At 69.7% G+C, this 18,206-nt stretch carries 23 protein-coding genes; 8 read left to right on the top strand and 15 right to left on the bottom strand.

Annotated elements, in window-relative coordinates:
* From G5C60_RS33365 to G5C60_RS33435, 15 genes are all read right to left on the bottom strand, one after another.
* Nucleotides 1-289: biotin carboxylase N-terminal domain-containing protein (locus G5C60_RS33365; protein WP_277611409.1), on the bottom strand; the 289-nt coding region annotated here is incomplete at its 3' end.
* A gap of 80 nt (nt 290-369) precedes the next feature.
* Nucleotides 370-567 (bottom strand): acyl-CoA carboxylase subunit epsilon, encoded by a 198-nt coding sequence (locus tag G5C60_RS33370; RefSeq protein WP_206440304.1) that lies wholly within the window; start codon nt 565-567, stop codon nt 370-372.
* 5 nt (nt 568-572) lie between these two features.
* Nucleotides 573-2,186 (bottom strand): acyl-CoA carboxylase subunit beta, encoded by a 1,614-nt coding sequence (locus G5C60_RS33375; RefSeq protein WP_165264762.1) that lies wholly within the window; start codon nt 2,184-2,186, stop codon nt 573-575.
* Nucleotides 2,187-2,200: 14 nt separating this feature from the next.
* Nucleotides 2,201-3,196: an ACP S-malonyltransferase gene (gene fabD, locus G5C60_RS33380; protein WP_165264763.1), complete on the bottom strand. Its 996-nt coding sequence runs from the start codon at nt 3,194-3,196 to the stop codon at nt 2,201-2,203.
* A 178-nt stretch (nt 3,197-3,374) separates the two neighbouring features.
* A complete protein-coding gene (locus G5C60_RS33385; RefSeq protein WP_165264764.1) occupies nt 3,375-4,214 on the bottom strand; it encodes a helix-turn-helix transcriptional regulator in 840 nt (279 codons plus the stop codon).
* A 326-nt stretch (nt 4,215-4,540) separates the two neighbouring features.
* Nucleotides 4,541-4,981 (bottom strand): DUF3995 domain-containing protein, encoded by a 441-nt coding sequence (locus G5C60_RS33390; RefSeq protein WP_338146008.1) that lies wholly within the window; start codon nt 4,979-4,981, stop codon nt 4,541-4,543.
* Nucleotides 4,978-5,724, bottom strand: a complete 747-nt coding sequence (fabG, locus tag G5C60_RS33395; protein ID WP_165264766.1) for a 3-oxoacyl-[acyl-carrier-protein] reductase — start codon at nt 5,722-5,724, stop codon at nt 4,978-4,980. Before fabG ends, G5C60_RS33390 begins: the two co-directional genes overlap by 4 nt.
* On the bottom strand, nt 5,717-6,298 hold the full coding sequence (locus G5C60_RS33400) for a 3-hydroxyacyl-ACP dehydratase FabZ family protein (protein WP_338146009.1): 582 nt from the start codon (nt 6,296-6,298) through the stop codon (nt 5,717-5,719). The genes fabG and G5C60_RS33400 overlap by 8 nt, the downstream gene beginning before the upstream one ends.
* Complete coding sequence (locus G5C60_RS33405) at nt 6,295-6,684, bottom strand: 3-hydroxyacyl-ACP dehydratase FabZ family protein (protein ID WP_165264767.1); 390 nt, start codon at nt 6,682-6,684, stop codon at nt 6,295-6,297. Before G5C60_RS33405 ends, G5C60_RS33400 begins: the two co-directional genes overlap by 4 nt.
* 49 nt (nt 6,685-6,733) lie before the next feature.
* On the bottom strand, nt 6,734-7,678 hold the full coding sequence (locus tag G5C60_RS33410) for a beta-ketoacyl synthase N-terminal-like domain-containing protein (RefSeq protein ID WP_165264768.1): 945 nt from the start codon (nt 7,676-7,678) through the stop codon (nt 6,734-6,736).
* Nucleotides 7,675-8,862 (bottom strand): beta-ketoacyl synthase N-terminal-like domain-containing protein, encoded by a 1,188-nt coding sequence (locus G5C60_RS53775; protein WP_165264769.1) that lies wholly within the window; start codon nt 8,860-8,862, stop codon nt 7,675-7,677. The genes G5C60_RS33410 and G5C60_RS53775 overlap by 4 nt, the downstream gene beginning before the upstream one ends.
* Nucleotides 8,863-8,943: 81 nt before the next feature.
* The gene (locus G5C60_RS33420; protein WP_165264770.1) at nt 8,944-9,321 is read right to left on the bottom strand and encodes a hypothetical protein; all 378 of its coding nucleotides are present in this window, start codon (nt 9,319-9,321) and stop codon (nt 8,944-8,946) included.
* The gene (locus tag G5C60_RS33425) at nt 9,321-9,725 is read right to left on the bottom strand and encodes a hypothetical protein (protein WP_165264771.1); all 405 of its coding nucleotides are present in this window, start codon (nt 9,723-9,725) and stop codon (nt 9,321-9,323) included. Before G5C60_RS33425 ends, G5C60_RS33420 begins: the two co-directional genes overlap by 1 nt.
* Nucleotides 9,725-10,060, bottom strand: coding sequence for a DsrE family protein (locus tag G5C60_RS33430; protein ID WP_165264772.1), 336 nt, complete (start codon nt 10,058-10,060; stop codon nt 9,725-9,727). Before G5C60_RS33430 ends, G5C60_RS33425 begins: the two co-directional genes overlap by 1 nt.
* A gap of 6 nt (nt 10,061-10,066) precedes the next feature.
* Complete coding sequence (locus tag G5C60_RS33435; protein WP_165264773.1) at nt 10,067-11,044, bottom strand: thioesterase family protein; 978 nt, start codon at nt 11,042-11,044, stop codon at nt 10,067-10,069.
* 222 nt (nt 11,045-11,266) lie between these two features.
* On the opposite strand from G5C60_RS33435, the gene G5C60_RS33440 reads away from it, so the two are divergent.
* The 8 genes from G5C60_RS33440 to G5C60_RS33475 all read left to right on the top strand — a co-directional run bounded on the left by G5C60_RS33440 (nt 11,267) and on the right by G5C60_RS33475 (nt 18,176).
* Nucleotides 11,267-12,439: a beta-ketoacyl synthase N-terminal-like domain-containing protein gene (locus G5C60_RS33440; RefSeq protein ID WP_165264774.1), complete on the top strand. Its 1,173-nt coding sequence runs from the start codon at nt 11,267-11,269 to the stop codon at nt 12,437-12,439.
* Nucleotides 12,436-13,365: a beta-ketoacyl synthase N-terminal-like domain-containing protein gene (locus G5C60_RS33445; protein WP_165264775.1), complete on the top strand. Its 930-nt coding sequence runs from the start codon at nt 12,436-12,438 to the stop codon at nt 13,363-13,365. Before G5C60_RS33440 ends, G5C60_RS33445 begins: the two co-directional genes overlap by 4 nt.
* Nucleotides 13,366-13,378: 13 nt before the next feature.
* A complete protein-coding gene (locus tag G5C60_RS33450) occupies nt 13,379-15,010 on the top strand; it encodes an MFS transporter (protein ID WP_206440306.1) in 1,632 nt (543 codons plus the stop codon).
* Nucleotides 15,011-15,016: 6 nt separating this feature from the next.
* Nucleotides 15,017-15,508 (top strand): SRPBCC family protein, encoded by a 492-nt coding sequence (locus G5C60_RS33455; protein WP_165264776.1) that lies wholly within the window; start codon nt 15,017-15,019, stop codon nt 15,506-15,508.
* The gene (locus G5C60_RS33460) at nt 15,505-16,524 is read left to right on the top strand and encodes an SDR family oxidoreductase (protein ID WP_165264777.1); all 1,020 of its coding nucleotides are present in this window, start codon (nt 15,505-15,507) and stop codon (nt 16,522-16,524) included. Before G5C60_RS33455 ends, G5C60_RS33460 begins: the two co-directional genes overlap by 4 nt.
* Nucleotides 16,525-16,596: 72 nt before the next feature.
* Nucleotides 16,597-16,845 (top strand): acyl carrier protein, encoded by a 249-nt coding sequence (locus tag G5C60_RS33465; RefSeq protein ID WP_165264778.1) that lies wholly within the window; start codon nt 16,597-16,599, stop codon nt 16,843-16,845.
* Nucleotides 16,842-17,771 (top strand): 3-hydroxyacyl-ACP dehydratase FabZ family protein, encoded by a 930-nt coding sequence (locus G5C60_RS52485; protein WP_241267273.1) that lies wholly within the window; start codon nt 16,842-16,844, stop codon nt 17,769-17,771. Before G5C60_RS33465 ends, G5C60_RS52485 begins: the two co-directional genes overlap by 4 nt.
* A 153-nt stretch (nt 17,772-17,924) precedes the next feature.
* Nucleotides 17,925-18,176, top strand: coding sequence for an acyl carrier protein (locus G5C60_RS33475; RefSeq protein ID WP_165264779.1), 252 nt, complete (start codon nt 17,925-17,927; stop codon nt 18,174-18,176).
* Nucleotides 18,177-18,206: the final 30 nt, after the last annotated feature.

An 18,206-nucleotide genomic window follows, 5' to 3' on the forward strand; every position in this document is an offset into this window, starting at 1 on the left:
CGTCCCCCACCGCCTGCGCGAACTCCGCGTTCTCCGAGAGGAAGCCGTAGCCGGGATGGATGGCATCCGCCCCCGAGTCCGCGGCCGCCTGCAGCACCTTGGCCATGTCCAGGTAGCTGGAGGCCGGCGTGTCACCGCCCAGCGCGAACGCCTCGTCCGCGGCACGCACATGCAGCGCGTCCCGGTCCGGCTCGGCGTACACCGCCACGCTCGCGATACCGGCGTCTCGGCACGCCCGGGCGACACGGACAGCGATTTCGCCACGGTTGGCGATCAACACCTTGCGCATCGAGAGCCTGCCCGTGGGCTGCTCTCGTAACGCGAGGCTGCGTGGCTTGCGCTGCTTGGGCGGCTTGCGCGGCTTGTGTGTCATCGGGGTGACCTCCAGGATCCCGCCTGAGGGCTGACCTCGCGGTATGCGCGGTCCCACCCCGCGCGGAGCGGACTGGGATCCACCGGGTCCGGCCCGCTCCGGCCGCTGCCGATGAGCACGCCGATCAGTGCCGCGAGATCCTCCGGGTCGGGATCTCCTCGTACGACCGTCAGGTGGGGAGCATGTGTCGTCATCGCCATCACACCGGCGGGTTGCCGTGCTTGCGCGACGGCAGGTCGGCGTGTTTGGTGCGGAGCATCTCCAGTGAGCGGATGAGGATCGAGCGGGTCTCCGCCGGGTCGATCACATCGTCCACGAGGCCGCGTTCGGCCGCGTAGTACGGGCCCATCAGCTCGTTCTGGTACTCCTTGATCTTCTGAGCGCGTACCGCGTCCGCGTCGTCGGCGGCCGCGATCTCCTTGCGGAAGATGACGTTGGCGGCGCCCTCGGCGCCCATCACCGCGATCTCGTTCGACGGCCAGGCCAGTGACAGATCGGCGCCGATGGAACGCGAGTCCATGACGATGTAGGCGCCGCCGTAGGCCTTCCGCAGGACCAGTGAGATACGGGGGACCGTGGCGTTGCAGTAGGCGTAGAGCAGTTTGGCGCCGCGTCGGATGATGCCGTCGTGCTCCTGGCCGACGCCCGGCAGGAAGCCGGGCACGTCCACCAGGGTGACGAGGGGGATGTTGAACGCGTCGCAGAACTGGACGAAGCGTGCGGCCTTCTCCGAGGCCTCGATGTCGAGGACCCCGGCCATGCTGCCCGGCTGGTTGGCGACGATGCCGGTGACATGGCCGTCGAGGCGGCTCAGCGTGCAGATGACATTGGCCGCCCAGCGCTCGCTGACCTCGAAGTGCTCACCGTCGTCGACGATCTCCTCGATCACCTTGTGCATGTCGTAGGAGCGGCTGGGGTCGGCGGGTACGAGGTCGATGAGCGCCTCGGTGCTGCGGACCGGCGAGTCCGACACCGGTGACCTGGGGGGCAGTTCACGGTTGTTGGAGGGCAGCAGGGACAGCAGATAGCGGACCTCTTCGAGGCACTGTTCCTCGTCGTCGTACGCGAAGGCCGCGACACCTGAGGTGCCCGCGTGGACGTCGGCGCCACCGAGCTCGTTCTGGCTCACCCGCTCTCCGGTGACCGCCTGCACCACATCGGGACCCGTGATGAACATCTGCGAGGTGCCGCGCACCATGAAGACGAAGTCGGTCAGCGCCGGGGAGTACGCGGCGCCGCCGGCGCAGGGCCCCAGCATCACGCTGATCTGCGGGATCACCCCGGAGCAGCGGGTGTTGCGGCGGAAGATGCCGCCATAGCCGGCGAGCGCGGTGACGCCCTCCTGGATGCGGGCGCCCGCTCCGTCGTTCAGCGAGATCAGCGGGGCGCCGGCCGCCTCGGCGAGGTCCATCACTTTGTGGATCTTCTGGGCGTGTGCCTCGCCGAGTGCGCCTCCGAACACCCGGAAGTCGTGCGCGTACAGGAAGACCGTGCGGCCGTGCACCGTGCCCCAGCCGGTGATCACGCCGTCGGAGTACGGGCGGCGCTGCTCCATGCCGAAGCCGGTCGCCCGGTGCCTGCGGAGCGCCTCGATCTCGGTGAACGAGCCCTCGTCGAGGAGCAGTTCGATCCTCTCGTGCGCCGTCAGCTTGCCCTTGGCGTGCTGGCGCTCGGTGGCGGCAGGGTCGGGGCCCTGCCTGACCAGGCCTTTGAGCTCGGTCAGTTCGTCCAGCCAGGTGCCCAGGTCCCGCACCCCGGCATCGGGTACGGACCTCTCCTCGGTACTCTCCTCGGTCTCAGAGACGATGTGCATCCCCGTGTCCCCCTTCATGCCGCGGTGCCGGGCCGGGCGAGCTCGTGGCCGGCGAGCTCATGGCCGGCGAGTGCGATGGTCTTGGCGAGCCTGCGTGCGTCTTTCGTCGTGTTGACCGGCACGTCGGGCGCGATCCGCCGGCACAGACCGGAGAGCACATTGCCCGGTCCCACTTCGACGAACCTGCCGACCCCGGCGGCGGTCAGCGTGCGCACGGCGCCGGTCCAGCGGACCCGGCCCGCGAGCTGGCGGCGCAGGCAGCCACGTATGTCATCTATGTCATCGGCCGAGCCGACCAGGTCCGCGGTGACTCCTGAGACCACCGGCACCCGCGGAGCGCGCAGCTCGGTCTTGGCGAGTTCGGCGGCGAACTCCTCCTCGATTCCGGCCATCAGGCTGGAATGGAAGGGCGCACCCACCTCCAGGACGACCGCCCTGACGGCGCCCGCGTCCCGTGCGTCGGCACAGACGCGCTCCACCGCGCCGTCCTGCCCGGACACGACGGCCTGTCCCGGCTCGTTGTCATTGGCCACCTCGACGATCTGGCCGGTCTCCGCGGCGGCACGTGCGCAGAGAGCCTCCACCGTGGCCAGATCCAGGCCGATGACCGCTGCCATCCGGCCGGGCACTTCGGCGTTGACCTCGGCCATGAGCTCGCCCCTGCGGCGCACCAGACGCAGCGCGTCGGTCCAGTCGAGTACGCCCGCGCTCACCAGGGCCGTGTATTCGCCGAGGCTGTGGCCCGCGACGAGATCGGGCTCGATGCCCTGCTCGCGCAGGACGTCAAGGGTGGCCATGCTGGTCAGGAAGACGGCGGGCTGGGTGACGGACGTGTCACGCAGTACCTCCTCCGGGCCTTCCCAGCAGAGCCGGGACAGCGGAAGGCCGAGGATCTCGTCCGCCGTCCTGTAGTACGTGTCCAGCAAGTCCGGCCGCTGCTCCAGCAGATGGAGCCCCATGCCCACCCGCTGTGACCCCTGGCCGGGGAAGACGAATGCGGTCTTTCCCATGGCGGCGCACCCCTTTCAAGGGAGTCGGTTCATGCGTCGGACGCTAGGCAGCCGCCAAGAGGCCGGTCGGCGCAATGGCCAGAAACTGACAGGAGAAGTGAATTCGGGAGCGAGGTGGCCGACTTGAATGTCATGTTGCTGCGTTCAAGCATGTTGCCGCGTTCAAGCCAGTGGAATGTCAGCCGGCCTGTTGCTCCTGGCTGCGTTCGCTCCGCAGCAGTCCCGCTTCGGCGGCGAACACGCCTGCCTGGAAACGAGAGTTTGCCCCGAGGAGGCGCATGATCTCCGCCACATGCCGACGGTAGGTCCGTACGGACATCGACAGCTCGCGGGCCGCCACCTCGTCTATGTAGCCCTCACGTAGGCAGATGAGGATTTCTTGGGGGAACTCGTGGCGAATTCGGTCCAGTGACAACGGAACCGCACGTTTCCAAGCACCGGCGAACAGTGCGTTGAAGGCCTGGACCACGGCCGGTGCTCGCACGCGCGCGGCATGCGAGGTGCCTTCTTTCACGTGTCGCGTCAATACGGTGCGTCCGTCGATGATGACGGCCCCGTGCAACAGTGCGTCGGTGATCCGGATCTCCAGGTCGTGCCGCCGTCGCTTGAGGTCGAGCAGCCCGAACTGCTCGGCTGTGGACTGGGATCCGAGCATGCGGATACGGACACCGCCGGGCACGCTCTTGGGCGCCCTGGAGAGCACGAAGGTCGGCAGTCCGGCCCCGGAGCGGTCCGAGGGCAGCACGACGTCCACGCGGCTCTCGGCTCTGCTGAGCTGATCGGCCAGCGCCTGAAGCGCCGTGTGGGCATCATCGGTCGTGGTGAGCAGCGAGCCGCTTTCCGCCGAGGTGAGTTGGTTCTTCGGGAAGACCGAATCGATGAGCGAGCGTATCTCCAGAAGCGCGATTTCCGCCTCGCCGCTGGAATGTGGCGTGAATTCCGCACGATTAGACACTTTGCGTCCACCCCCGTGGCACGGAACGGCGACCGGGGCCCGACCAGGGCCTCGATCGCTCAATCCCTACTGCTGACCCGACGTAAAGTAATGATCACAACTTCAGTCGTACCCAACAGTACAGTGGCGCAAAGTAGACAGTCAACGCACTTCATTTCAGTGAGAGTTGAACTATTTGCCCGGCGGAAACATGAGGGTTCGTCAAGTCGGCCGGAAAACGGCTGTGACACCACTCCGGACCTTGATGAAAGGGCTTGCTTTGACGTAACCCGCGCGGCCATCGCGCCGGGCTCCGAAGTTCTCTGATGGGGAATGGTTCGAGAATTAACGTGGTGTTTCCCACAACCGGAGGGGGCCGGGGACGTCCTCCCCCGCCGGCGAGGCGCTGCTCAGCGCTTGCGCACGGCAATCGCGACCGCACCGCCGAGCAGGCCGAGGGCCACACACAGGGGTGAGTACAGCGCGTTGTTCCACCGCTGGAACTCGCTGGTGGCGCCCGAGTTGAGCAGGAAGCCGCCGATGCCCCGGCCGAGCAGGACGAGGGCCAGGCCGTAGACGCCGAATGTGCGCAGCCAGCCGGGGCCGATCGCCGGGAGGGTCTCGTTGACCATCAGGATGAGCGCGGCGCCCGCGATCAGCGCGAGACCGACGAGGGCGGACAGCGCCGGCGGGGGCATCTCTCCGCTGTCACTGCCCACGACCGTCCTGGTGAAGGACACCTTGTCGTCCAGCGGCCAGGGCGAGAACGCCCAGATGAGGTGGAGGCCGCCGATCACCACCAGCGCGACGGTCAGGGTCACCGGCACCACGGTGCGGATCACGGGCGTCACAGGACGATCCCACCGTCGATGTGGACCACGGAACCGGTGATGTACGCGGCCCGGTCCGAGGACAGATACGAGACCAGATCGGCGACTTCGTCGGCGGTACCCATCCGGCCGAGCGGCACGCCCGAGACCATCTTCTTCGAGTACTCCGGGTCGAGCCCCGACACCATGTCCGTCTCGATGAAGCCGGGTGCGACGGCGTTGACCCGGATCCCGTACCGCCCGACCTCCTTGGACAGCGACTTGGTGAAGCCGATGATCCCGGCCTTGGTCGCGGCGTAGTTCGTCTGCGAGGCGATGCCGTACACGCCAGCCACCGAGGACAGCGTGACGATCGACCCGGAGCGGCGCTTGAGCATGTCGAAGGCGACGGCGCGGCAGACGTTGTAGGTGCCGGTGAGATTGACGTCGACGACCTCGTTCCACTGCTCGTCGGTCATCAGCAGCAACGGGTTGTCCCGTACGATCCCGGCCGAAGTGACCAGTACGTCAATGGGGTTGAGCTGCTCGTTGACCTGCTTGACGAGGCCGCGTACCGAATCCGCGGAGGCCACGTCGGCCTGTACGGCGAGGATCCGGGTGCCGTGACGGGATGCCTCCTTGCGTACCTCGTCGGCCGCCGCGGACTGCGAGGAGTAGCAGAAGGCGACGTCGTGACCGTCCTGGGCGAGGCGCAGCACACAGGCGCGGCCGATGCCCCGGGAGCCTCCGGTGACCAGGGCCACCTTGGGGGTCTGTTCAGACATGGGTCAGCTCTCCTTCGGTGGTGTTGTCCCCGTCGGCGGCCAGTTCGCCGCCCGGACGCATGGTGATGACGATCGAGCCGACGGTCAGCAGCGGCGCACCGTCCAAGAGGCTCTCGCCCTCGAAGATCAGCGTGGTGCCGACGCTGCGGACATGGCGTACCCGGTGCTCGACCAGGCTCCCCGGGAGCGCCCGGCCGTGGACCTGGATGCCGCTGATCGAGCCGAAGAGCATGACCAGGTCCGCGAGTTCCTCGGGGCCGGCCTGCTCCCAGAGCGCGAGCACCCCGGCGGCCTGGCACCAGGACTCGGCCAGGAGGGCGACCGGGTAAGCGTGGTCGTCCTCGGTGGCGTCGTCGGGGAGCTGCGCGTACCAGGGCTCGTTCGCGGTGACCGCCTTGACCGCGGTGAGGCTCACCCCCGGTTCGACGGCGGTGACCCGGTCGACGAGCAGCATCGGATAGCGGTGCGGCAGCGTCTCCTTGAGCCGGTCGATGCCGATCACGATGCCTGGTGCAGTGCTGTTCACGGCGCCTTCCGCGGTGCTGGTCACGACGCCTCCCGCAGTGCTGGTCACGTCGCCTCCCGCAGTTCGTAGCCAAGGCGGATCTGGGCGGTTCTGCCCCGGGGGGTGGACAGGGCCGCGTGTGCCTTCCAGGCACCGGCCTTGAGCTTCCACTCCAGTTCGACGGTCACCTCGTCGTCGGGGAAGACGGGGCTGAGGAAGCGCACCGACTCCACGGCGGTGAGTACCGGCTGCCCCTCCTCGGCGGGCGGGTTGGCCAGGGCCGCGTGGTGGACGGTCTCGACCAGGCAGACCCCGGGGAAGATCGGGAAGTCGGGGTAGTGGCCGCGGAAGACCTGCTCGTCCGCGCCCACGGTCAGCCGGGTGGTGGCCCCGTCGGGACGGCGCTCGAGGGTCTGGACGGTGCGGTTCAGGGGGGTGGCGAATGCCACGGACATGGTGGGCTCAACTCCTTTCGTTCGGTGGGTCATTGATGGCTCGGATGCGTCATCGCGAGCCCGGCACCACATGGGCGACCGAGACATTGCCCTGTGCGGCGACCCCGATCACGAGCTGCTCGACGAAGGCCTCCCGCAGCAGGGCCGCGACCTGCACGGCCGGCCCCAGGCAGCCGGCACCGGCCGAGGCCCTGATCGCTCCCTCACCCAGCGCGGCCTCGACCGTGCCGGTGACGGCGTCGTCCCCGCCGATCAGCCACACCTGGGGGCGCCTGCGGGCCAGGCCGAGGGCCGCGAAGGCGGCGGCGAGCAGCCGCTCGGCCTGCTCCTGGCCCTGGGGTGAGTCCGCCACCGGCGGCGGGAGCAGGAAGCTGCGCACCTGCACCCGGCCATGGGCCCGGCCGCCGCGTACCGCGACGTCCTCGGCTCGCTCGACGACCAGGGCCACGGCCCCGTCCTCGCTGCCGGCGGAGCCGGGCTCGGACCAGTCGAGCGGGGACTCGGCGGCGCCGGTGAGCAGCCAGCGGGCCCGCCCGGCGCGCAGTGCCCGTACGCCGTGCTGCACGGCTTCGAGACCCGCCACCCGGGGGCTGTGCACGCCGAGGCTGAAACCCTTGAGGCCGTGCTCCATGGCGACCCGGGAGCCGACCAGGTTCACCGAGAAGTACGGCACCGTGGCCGGGCTGAGCAGGGTGGAGTCGCCCTCGATGACTGTGCGGTCGAACTCGCCCTGCAGCTCGGACATGCCGTTGTTGGTGCCGACGGTGATCGCCCGATGGTCCTCGGAAACGTCCGCGAGCTGCGCGCCCGTGTCGGTGAGCGCCCGTGCGGTGGCGGCGAGGAGGTACTGGCTGGCCCTGGGCAGGTACTTGTAGCCGCGGCCGAGCTCGGCGCGGTGGTCGAACCAGCCCTTCGTCCGTTCCCCCTCGGGATCCAGGGCGGCCTCGGTGACCACGCCGATGCCGGTCACCACCAGATCAGCGTCAGCGGTCATCGCGGTTCACCCCGCAGCAGAAGGGACATGTTGTTGCCGCCGAAGGCATAGGAGTTGACCATCGCGGTCCGGCCGGCCGGGGTGTCGGAGGCGACGGGGACATGCACCGGGCAGTCGGGGTCGGGGGCGGCGACCGGCAGGTTCGGTGCGAGGAAACCGTGGTGCAGGAAGAGCGCGGCGGCGACCGTGCCCAGGCCGCCGGACGCGCCGCCGGTGTGCCCGATCAGCGCCTTGAGGCTGTAGAGCGGCAGTTGGGCGGTCCGCTCGCCGAAGATCTCGTACATGGCTTGGGTCTCGACGAGGTCGTTGAGCTTGGTGCCGGTGGCGTGCGGGACGACGAAGTCGACGTCGTCGGGCGTGGTGTCCGCCTCGGCCAGCGCGTCCCGCATCGCCCGCACGATCTGTGTGCCGTCCGGGTCGAGTCCGGTCGCGTGGTACGCCTCGCAGCTCCACCCCGTGCCGGTCAGCGTCGCGTACACCCGGGCGCCGCGGGCCCGCGCGGTCTCGGCGCGTTCCAGTACGACGGCGCCCGCGCCCTCGCCGAGCACGGTGCCGCCCCTGGTTGCGTCGAAGGGCCGGCAGCTGGCCGGATCGAGCGCGCCGACCTGGTTGAAGGCGGCGTGCGCGACCCGGGAGTACGTCTCGAAGCCCCCGACCACGACGGCGTCGGCCTCTCCCGCGCGGATCATGTCCGCGCCGATGGCCATCGAATAGCCGCTGCCCGAGCAGGCGTTGCTCAGCGTGCAGGCGGCGCCGTCCGCGCCCAGATGGCGGGCGACGACGGACGCGGTGGAGAACACCGGCGTCCAGGAGTCGTCCGCCGGGAAGCTCTTGCTGCCGCGCCACTGCTCGATGACGTACGCGTCGGCGATGGAGGTCCCCATCACGACGGAGGTACGGCCGTCGGCGAGCACGTCGAGGCCGGCGTCGGCCACCGCCTCGCGGGCGACGCTCAGTGCCGCCCGGGTGGCGTCGCCGACCGCGAAGCCGTCGACGGTGTCCGGCTCCGGGGGCAGGGCGCCCTCGGGCAGGAAATAGAAGTCCCTGATGGGGACATGGGCCAGGAGGTCCGGGGTCTGGGCCGCGACCGGCGCGGTGGGGTCGAGCAGCCCTTGCCAGAAGCTGTCCACCCCCGCGCCGAGGTGACACAGGGCGCCCAGACCGGTGATGACGACTTCTGTCACCGTCTGTTCTCCCTCTCGAAGTGGCTGTGTGTTTATGAGGCGTTGACGTACGCGGCTGCAGGAAGCAGCTACAAGTAGCGGCTACAGGAAGAAGATCCGGTCGTAGTCGGGCCAGCAGGCCGTGAACTCGCCCGCCGCCACGCACTCGGCCCCGTCGATCAGCCGGTCCGCACTCAGCCCCAGGGCCGCCAGGTCCTCGCTCTCCACCCGGATCCCGACGCCCAGATCGCGCAGCCTCAGCAGATCGGCGCGCGGCGCGTCGAGGGTGTCCAGCAGGCGCTTGCCGACCAGGAGCGGTTCGGGCGGCGGGGCGTCGACCGCGTACGTCACGGCCTCGCCGCGCAGCAGCAGGTCGAGGCCGAGCTGCCGGTGGATCTCGATGCCGAGGAAGAGCGCGTCGAAGTAGGCGACCTCGACCGCTCCCCGGTAGGCGCGCTCCACGATCGCCAGTGAGGCCATCAGGCCACCCCCATGAACAGCGTCTTGGTGGCGGCGTGGACATGGCCGCCGAAGGTGTGCGGCGCCCGCATGCGCACCTCGGGGATGTGCCCGGTGGCGCCCCGGTGCTCGCTGCAGGCCCGGCAGCCGAACCAGTGCAGCCGGCCGGGGAAGGCCTCCAGGAGTTCCCGGATCAGCACGACGGTGGTCGGGTACTGCGCATAGCGGTCGAGCAGATTGGCCGGCTTTGTCTCGCCCAGCGCCTCCTGGCTGAGCATGGTGCTGTAGCCGCAGGCCCAGACCTGGACGCTGGCGCCGCGTTCCAGGAGCGCCTGGAGCAGCCGGAACACCGAGGTGGTGAGCTCCCCGGTGTGCGGCGGGCCCATCACGACGAGCAGTACGTCCGTCTGCGGGGTGCGCGACATCAGTGCCACACCACCCTGGTGCCGGGCGCCAGCAGCTCTCCCGCCACCTCGTCCATCCCGATCAGCCGGGCCTGCCCGGGCAGTTGGGCCGCCTCGAGACCGCGCTGGGTCAGCGAATACCGGTCGACCCACAGTTCGGCCCCGTGCGACCCGTACGACAGGAACTCCGTCAGTTCGGGCCGCTCGCCGGGCAGTGCGGCGGTGACGCCCTCCTGGACCAGCACCAGCCGGACCGGGTGGCCGGAGCGCGCCAGCGTCGCCGCGTCGTCGAGGAACCGGGCGCCGGCCGGTCCTGAGGCGGGCCCGGACGACTCGATCAGCACGAAGTCGGGCACGGTGGGTCACTCGCCCCGCAGGGCCGTGAGGACATGCTCGTCGAAGGGGACGAGCGCCCAGTCCTTGCGGTCGGAGAACACCGCGTAGCCGTGCACGATGGTGCCGGTGGCGGTGGGAACGAGCTTGCCGTCGCGGATCACGTAGCAGTCCATCCGCGAGGTGTAGGTGAGGTCCTTGAAGACGTCCTCGACGGTGAAGACGATGTGCAGCTCCTCCTCCATCAGCGCCTCGTCCAGGAAGCGGATCGAGGAGCGCGGTACCACGGGGATCCACTTGCGCTCGTCGAGGAGGGTCTTGATGGAGATGCCGCGATGGGCGACGAAGCGGTCCTTGGCCTCCTCCATCAGCCGCAGATAGCCGGACATCTGCAGGCGCTCGTTGTTGTGGCAGTACGGGTAGGAGACCCGCCAGCGCCAGGCGATGGCATTGCCGCCCTCGACGAGTTCCTTGAGCAGCGGGTCGGTCCGGTGGGTGGCGGTCAGGCCGAGATCGGCGCTCGGGACGAGTTCGGCGTCCCGCACCGGCGCGGCGGTCGCGATCCGCTCGACGGCGTACGGGGCCAGCTCGGAAGGGACGGAATCGGCGGGGTCGACATAGCGCTCACGGCGCAGGGCGACCCGCACCTTGGCGGTGACGTCCTTGTTCTTCCCGTCCTTGGAGAGGGAGACCGCGAAGGCCAGCGAGGCGCCGTCGCCGGTGGGGCGGACCGTGGCGGTGGCCGTCTCGTCCAGGTGGAAGGCGTTGAGGATACGGGTGTCGAGTTCGGCGAGCTCCAGGCCGAGACCGTATTCCTGGAACAGGGTGCGCGAGGGCAGTCCCGCGGCGCGGAAATGCGCGAGTACAGCCTCCTCGACCATGTAGTTGACGTGCTTGAAGCCGATCCAGGTGTTGATGTTGTTGCCCTCGTAGCGGGGGCGCACCTCGGTTTCGGTGGTCGTGCCGGTGAGTGCGGCCAGCTTTTCCGTAAGTGACGTGAATGGCATGTGAATTGCCCGTTCCTTTTCCTGGTCCAGGGCTCTGCGGACGGAAGGAAACGTAGGGGCAACTCCGAGTTCCGCCGGGGGTCTTGACAGCTTCCTGCAGAGCGGGTCCGGCGTTCCGCACCAGGGCGTTTCAGGTTCCTGCCGGTTCTCCGATTCGAGGGATTCCCCGGCCTAATGTCCTCCCGGAAACACGGGGTTTGTGTAGACGGGGAGTTGTTCACGGTGACTGAGATCGCCATAACCGGCCTGGGTGTGGTCTGCCGCCTCGGCCGGGGCGTGGAGACGTTCTGGGCGGGGGTGCGGGCCGGCGACACCGCCGTCGCCGACCGGGTGCCCGACCCGGATCTGAAGGTTCCGCTGCCGCTGTACTACCTGGTGCCCGGTGCGAGCCCGACAGGCTCTGAGGCCCCGGACACAGCGCCCGCGACCCGCTACACCCTGGACGCCGGTCTTGAGGCGTACGCCGACGCAGGGCTCGGTGCCGTGCCCGGGGCCCGTATCGCCGTGGCGATGGGGTCGAGCGTCGGCGATGCCCGGCAGGTCGAGCTGGCCCGGGCGGGTCAGGTGCCGCCGGTGGCGGACGCCTCGCCGCCGTTCGTGCTGGCCTCGGCTCTGGCCGCCCGTATCGGCGCCGGGGCCGGGGCGGTCAATCTGAGCAACGCGTGTGCGGGCAGCGGCTACGCCATCGCGATGGGCGCGGAGATGATCCGCTCGGGCGAGGCCGATGTGGTGGTCGCGGGCGGCGCCGAAGCCTATTCACGGGTGACTGTGGCCGCCTTCAACCAGATGGGCGCTCTCGCCCCCGACCGGCCGCGGCCCTTCGCCCGGGACCGGGCCGGCGTGGTGCTCGGCGAGGGCGCCGGTGCCGTCGTACTGGAATCCGCCGCCCATGCGCGGGCGCGCGGCGCCCGGATGTACGCGAGGCTCGCGGGCACCGGCTGGAGCTGCGACGCCGCCCATCCCACCGCGCCCGACCCCACCGGCGCCCAGGCCGGACGTGCGATGCGGGCGGCCTTGGAGGAGGCGGGAGCCGGGCCCGACGACGTCACGCTGATCGTGCCGCACGCGACCGGAACCCGGCTCAACGACAGCACCGAGGCCGCCGCGATGGGCGCCGTCTTCGGCGCCCGGCTCGATGCGATTCCGCTGCACAACCTCAAGGCGGTAATCGGTCATCTGGCGGGCGGCGCCGGGGTGTTGGGCGCGGTCCTCGCGGCCCTGTGCTTCCACCGCGGCACGGTGCCCGGCAATCCGGCGACGGCCGCGATGGATCCCGAGTGCCCGGTGCACCTGCCCACCGAGGCCACCGAACTGCGTTCCGGGGTCGCGCTGGTGAACGCGTACGCCTTCGGCGGCAACAACATCTCCCTGGCCCTGACCGGAGCGCCCTCATGAACTTCGTAGTGTCCGCCGTGAACGCCGTCGCACCGCCGCAGCCAGGCCGGACCGGCTGGTTCGACCAGCGGGCCGAACTCGGCCGCGGCTACCGCCATCTGCCGCCGTCCGCCCAGTACCTGCTGGCCGCGGTCAAGCGGGCGCTGGCCCAGGAGGGCATCGGCGACGCGCTGCTCGCCGTCCCCGAGGAGCGGCGCGCGGTCGCGGTCGGCACCAACCATGCCGTGGCCGGCGTGCACGCGGAGATCGACCAGGCGACGGTCGCGGGCGAGGCCCACCTCCTCTCACCGACCGCCGCCCCGTACTTCTCGCCGAACCTCATAGCGAGCCGGATCGCGATGGAGCACGCCCTCAAGGGCTTCAGCCTGGCCGTGCACACGCCGCGGACGGCCGGCCTCGAGGCGCTCCAGGCCGGGCTGCGCGCGCTGAGGTCGGGGCGGGCGGACTGGCTGCTGACTGGGGCGACCGAGGCCGTGCCACCGGAGTCGGACAAGGCGGCGGTGACCGTCCGGGGCGCGGCCGAGGAAGGTGCGCTCGCCCTGGTCGTCGAGCCCGCACAGGCGGTACGGGCCGGGGGCCGCCGGGCACTGGGGCGGGTCGAGGTGCGCTCGGTGTTCGTGCCGCCGGGCCGGGCCGACGTTCCGGAGGACGTACGGGCGGCACTGGGCGTGCTGCTCGAAGGGGTCTCGGGGGTCTCGTACGGGTCCTGGCCCCAAGTCCGCCTGACAGGTGACGGTTCCCCGGTCGCCCGAGCGGTGGAGGCCGCACTCGGCGCCCCCGCGGAGCCCGCCGGAGCCGGATCCCTGCGCCCCCTCCAGGCCGTCGCCGAAGCGCTGGCCCAGGCCACCGCACCGCAGATCGTCGTCACCGCAACCGCCGCGGGCAATGTCTCCGCCGCCCTCGTCACCCCCTCAACACCCCAGTGAAGGAGAGCACTTCATGGCAACACAAGAAGAAGTAGCGGCATCCGACGGCGAATCCGCCGCCTCGGCCCGCGGCTGGACGCTGGGCGTGGTCTGCATCGCCACGTTCATGCTCATGCTCGACCTCACCGTCGTCAACGTGGCCCTGCCCGATATGCGGGTCTCGCTGGACGCCGACTTCTCCGAGCTGCAGTGGGTCCTCGACTCGTACGCGCTGACGCTGGCCGCGTTCCTGCTCACCGGCGGCTCGCTCGCCGACCGGCTGGGCCGTAAGCGGGTCTTCAACATCGGCTTCGTCGTCTTCACTCTGGCCTCGCTCTGGTGCGGTCTCTCGCAGAGCATCCTGCAGCTCAATCTCGCCCGTGGGCTGCAGGGTGTGGGCGCCGCGGTGCTTTTCGCGGTCGGTCCCGCGCTGATCGGCCATGAGTACCGGGGCAAGGACCGCGGCCGGGCCTTCGGGATCTTCGGCGGTGTCGTCGGCCTGGCGATCGCCTTCGGCCCGCTGATCGGCGGCGCGCTCACCGACGCGCTGAACTGGCGCTGGATCTTCCTGGTGAACGTGCCGATCGGCGCCGCGGCCCTGATCATCGGGGCGCTGCGCATCCGCGAGTCCCGCAACCCGGACAGCCACCCCATCGACTGGGCCGGTCTGGTGGTCTTCTCCAGCGCGCTCGGCCTGCTGGTGACCGGCTTCCTGCGGGGGCACGCGGAGGGCTGGGGCAGCGCGCCCATCGTCTCGATGTTCGTCGGTTCGGGCGTGCTCCTGGTGCTGTTCGTCGTCATCGAGCGCCGTCGCGGTTCGGCGGCCATGCTCGATCTGTCGATGTTCCGCATCCCCACGTTCAACGGCATGTCCGTGGCCACTCTGCTGTGGAACTCCACCGTCCTGAGCGCCATCTTCCTGCAGATCTCCTATCTGCAGAACGTGCTGGGCTTCAGCCCGCTGGAGACCGGTGTGCGCTTCCTGCCGATGACGCTGACGCTGTTCGTCGTCGCGGGAGTCACCGGCCTGCTGACCGCCCGGGTGTCACCGAAGCTGCTCGCGGTGCTCTCGGGCACCTTGATGGCGGTCGGCCTGGGCCTGGTCACCCTGGTGCGGGACGACAGCGAGTGGACCGTGCTGCTGCCCAGCATGCTCGTGGCCGGTGTCGGCATGGGCATCTACCAGCCGCTGCGGGCCGCCCTCTCGGTCGGCATGGTGGAGCCGGAGAAGGCCGGCATGTCCTCCGGGATCGCCGAGACCTTCCAGCAGGTCGGCGTCGCCCTGGGCATCGCCGTGTTCGGCGCGGTCTTCCAGAGCAGGGTCGCCGACTCCTTCGCCGCGTCGTCCGTCGCGGGCGAACTGGGCCCGAGGGCCGACCAGTTCGGGGACGCGGTGGCCACGGGTGCCGTCGGCGAGATGGCCGAGGCCCTGCCGCCGGACATCACTGTGAAGGTCACCGAGGCGGCACAGTCCGCCTTCGTCGACGGTCTGCACGACGTACTGATCGCGTCCTCGGCCGTGACCGCCGTGGGCGCCGTCATCGCGCTGCTGTGCATCCGCTCCAAGGACCTGCACGAGAGCGCGCGGGGCGACCATCTCACCGACCTCGACGCCGAGTTCCGCGATCTGCCGGAGCTGGGCCTGTCACCGAACGCAAAGGACTGACCGACCGTGCCCATCATCACCACGCGCCAGACGACCGGGGAGTCCCCCGGCCGGCTCTGGGCCTCGCTGCTCGACTGCGCGTCCATCCCGTCGTACGTCCCCGAGGTCGCCGAGGCCGAGATCCTCCACCAGGACGGCGACCGGCGGACCACCCGCTGGGCCGTGCTGCTGGGGCCCGCGGCGGAAGTGGCGTCCGCCGGGCCGCGCCTGGAATGGGTGGAGGAGGACACCATCGACCACAAGCGGCGCCGCATCGACTTCCGCCAGACCGAGGGCCCGCTGTCCCACTGCACGGGCCACTGGCAGATCGGCACGGACGGCCCGCTCACCACCGTCGAGCTGCACATCGACTTCAAGATCGGCATCCCGCTGATGGACGCCATGCTCGGCCCGATCGCCGAGCGCACGCTGCGCGGCTTCACCGAGTCCGCGCTGGCCCGGATCGGCGAACGCACCACCTCGGGCCAGGCCGGCATCGCACCGAGGAGCACCACATGAAGATCCTGCTGACCGGATCCGGTGGCGTGGTGGGCAGCGAAGTCCTCGCGCAGCTGGCCGAGTTCGGGGAGAAGACCGAGGTCACCGCCGTGACACGGCGTCCCTCGCGTCCCGAGGAGACCGGCTGGGTACTGGGCGCCGAGCCCGCTCCCGCCGAGCTGCGGCAGCACTGGGACGTGGTGATCCACAGCGCCGCCTCCACCCGGTGGACGATGACCAAGGACGAGGCGATCGCCGCCAATGTCCGCACCACCGAGGCCGTCCTCGAACTCGCCGACGCCGACACCCATGTCGTCCACATCTCGACGGCGTACGTCGACGGACAGGAGGGGGCCACCCGGGATCCGGAGTACGGCCGGTACCGCAACGGCTACGAGTGGTCCAAGGCCGAGTCCGAGAACCTCGTACGGACCCGGCATCCGGGACCGCTGACCATCGTGCGGCCCCCGCTGGTCTTCGGCCGCAGCACCGATGGCGCGATAGCCCGCCTCTCAGGCCCGTACGCGATGGTGCAGTCCCTGGTCTCGGGCCTGGCACCGGCGCTGGTCGGTGATCCGGACGGCTTCATCGAGATCTCACCCGTGGACCAGGTGGCCGAGGTCATCGTGGCCGCCGCACTCGGGGCGCCGCCGGCCGGGCAGGCCGTGGAGACGATCGCCGCGGGCGAGGACTGTCTGCGGGTCTCGGACATGGTCGCCGTCATCACCCGGACCATCAACGAATGGCGGGACGAGCGGGGAATCGCGCCGATCCCGCTCGCCCCCGTCATCCCTGCCGCCCACTGGCACGGCTTCTTCCTTCCGCTGTCGACACCGCACCTCTCGGACGTCCAGCAGCGGGCGGTCCAACTGCTCAGCATGTTCGAGAGCTACACCAGCATCCCGGCCCCCTTCGAACCGACGCAAAAGGTCGGCGATCCGGCCGCCCTCCTTGCCCGTTCGGTCCGCTGGTGGGCCGACGCGAAACCCCGGCACGCGAAGCGGCTGCCGGAGCCCTGGAATCTCATCGCGGCGTGAACGCATCCCCTGCCTCACGCCTGCATATCCGACACCTCACACACCTCACACACCTCATATAAGGAAGCAGAAATGACCACTGCCACGCTCGAAAAGGAATCCCTGCGCGCACTCGTCGCCGACGCCCTCGACGTCGAGATCGAGGACGTCACCGATGACGCCCGCTATGTCGACGACCTCGGTGTCGACTCGCTCATGGGCCTGGAAATCATGGTCCAGCTGGAGAAGAAGTTCGGCGTCAAGATTTCCGAGAAGGAATTCGGCGAGATCACCAACTTCGGCCAGACCTACAGCCTGCTTCTCGGGAAAGTCACGGGATGAGCGGCCATGAACGGTGCCGGTCGGTCCGTACCCCCTACACGGTGGTACGGGCCGACGGCGCCGCCCGGACCTGCGCGGTCGAGCTTCCGCTCGATCCCGCCGAGCCCGTGTTCAACGGCCACTACCGGGGTTTCCCGATCTTCGCCGGAGTCTTCCTCGTCGAGACGGCCCATCAGGCAGCGCTTGACCGGCCCCCGTCCAACGCCTCCGGACTGCGCCTGGCCGGACTGGAATCGTCCCGCTTCCTGCGCCCCGCCTACCCGGGCGACACCCTGACCTTCTCGCTCCGCTGGACGCAGGACGCGGCGGGGTGGGTGTGCCGGGTGACCGCCGCCACCGAGCGGGAGCAGGTGGCGAGGATCCGGCTGCGGTACGAGGACGCCGGCGCCGTATCCCCTCTCGCACTGCCCGAGTTCTCCGGACCACTGGAACTCCCCACGGGCCTGGGCCCCTTGTCCCTGCCCGAGCTGATGGCCCGCATCCCGCACCGGGACGAGATGCTGCTGATCGACCGGGTGCTGTCCTTCACCCCCGGCGAGCAGGTCACCGCCGAGAAGGCGGTCACCTACGGCGAACCCTGGTACCGGCACCTCGATACCGAGGTGAAGGACCCGGCCGCGTACGCCTATCCCATCGGCCCGCTGATGGAGTCCTTCAACCAGGCCGCGGCCGTCCTCGCCACGGCCGGCAAGGCCAACACGGATGTGCTCGCCGAAGAGGTCCTGATGCTGGGCAGCTACACCCGACTGGCCTTCGGGCCGCCGGTGTTCCCGGGCGACACCCTCGAACACTCCGTCCGGCTGGCCCGCACGATCGACGACATCCAGATCTTCGAGGGCACCACGCGGGTGCGCGGCGCACTCGTCCTCACGGTGGACCAGGCCGTGCTGGCCCGCCGCCCCGCCGACCGCCTGCGGCAGGCCTGAGCAATTCACTGACAACTTCCTGCCGCCGACGGGCCGATTCCCTGTGCGGCGGTCAAGAATCAAGTCACGGAAAGCGATACGCGCATCGAATCCCAGGCGCATTCCTTTCCCCAGCACATTTCTTCCCGAGGACGTTTCTCAAGGAGATAAAGCATGTCCACCGAGCTTGCCGAGCGCACCGAAAGCATCAAGGAAATCGTCTGCGACATCCTCGAGATAGAGGAGGACGAGGTCACCAGGACCAGCCTGTTCAAGGAGGACCACAACGCGGACTCGCTGCGCGCGATCGAGATTCTCGCCGCCCTGGAGAAGCAGTTCAACGTCGTCATCAACCAGAGCGAACTGCCTCGCATGGTGAACATCGAGGGCGTCTACCAGGTCGTGGCCGAGGCCGCCGGCTGGTAGGGCCCGCGCCCGCCCGGATCCGGGTGAGGA

It is taken from the genome of Streptomyces scabichelini, from assembly GCF_011045015.1.
GTDB lineage: Bacteria > Actinomycetota > Actinomycetes > Streptomycetales > Streptomycetaceae > Streptomyces > Streptomyces scabichelini.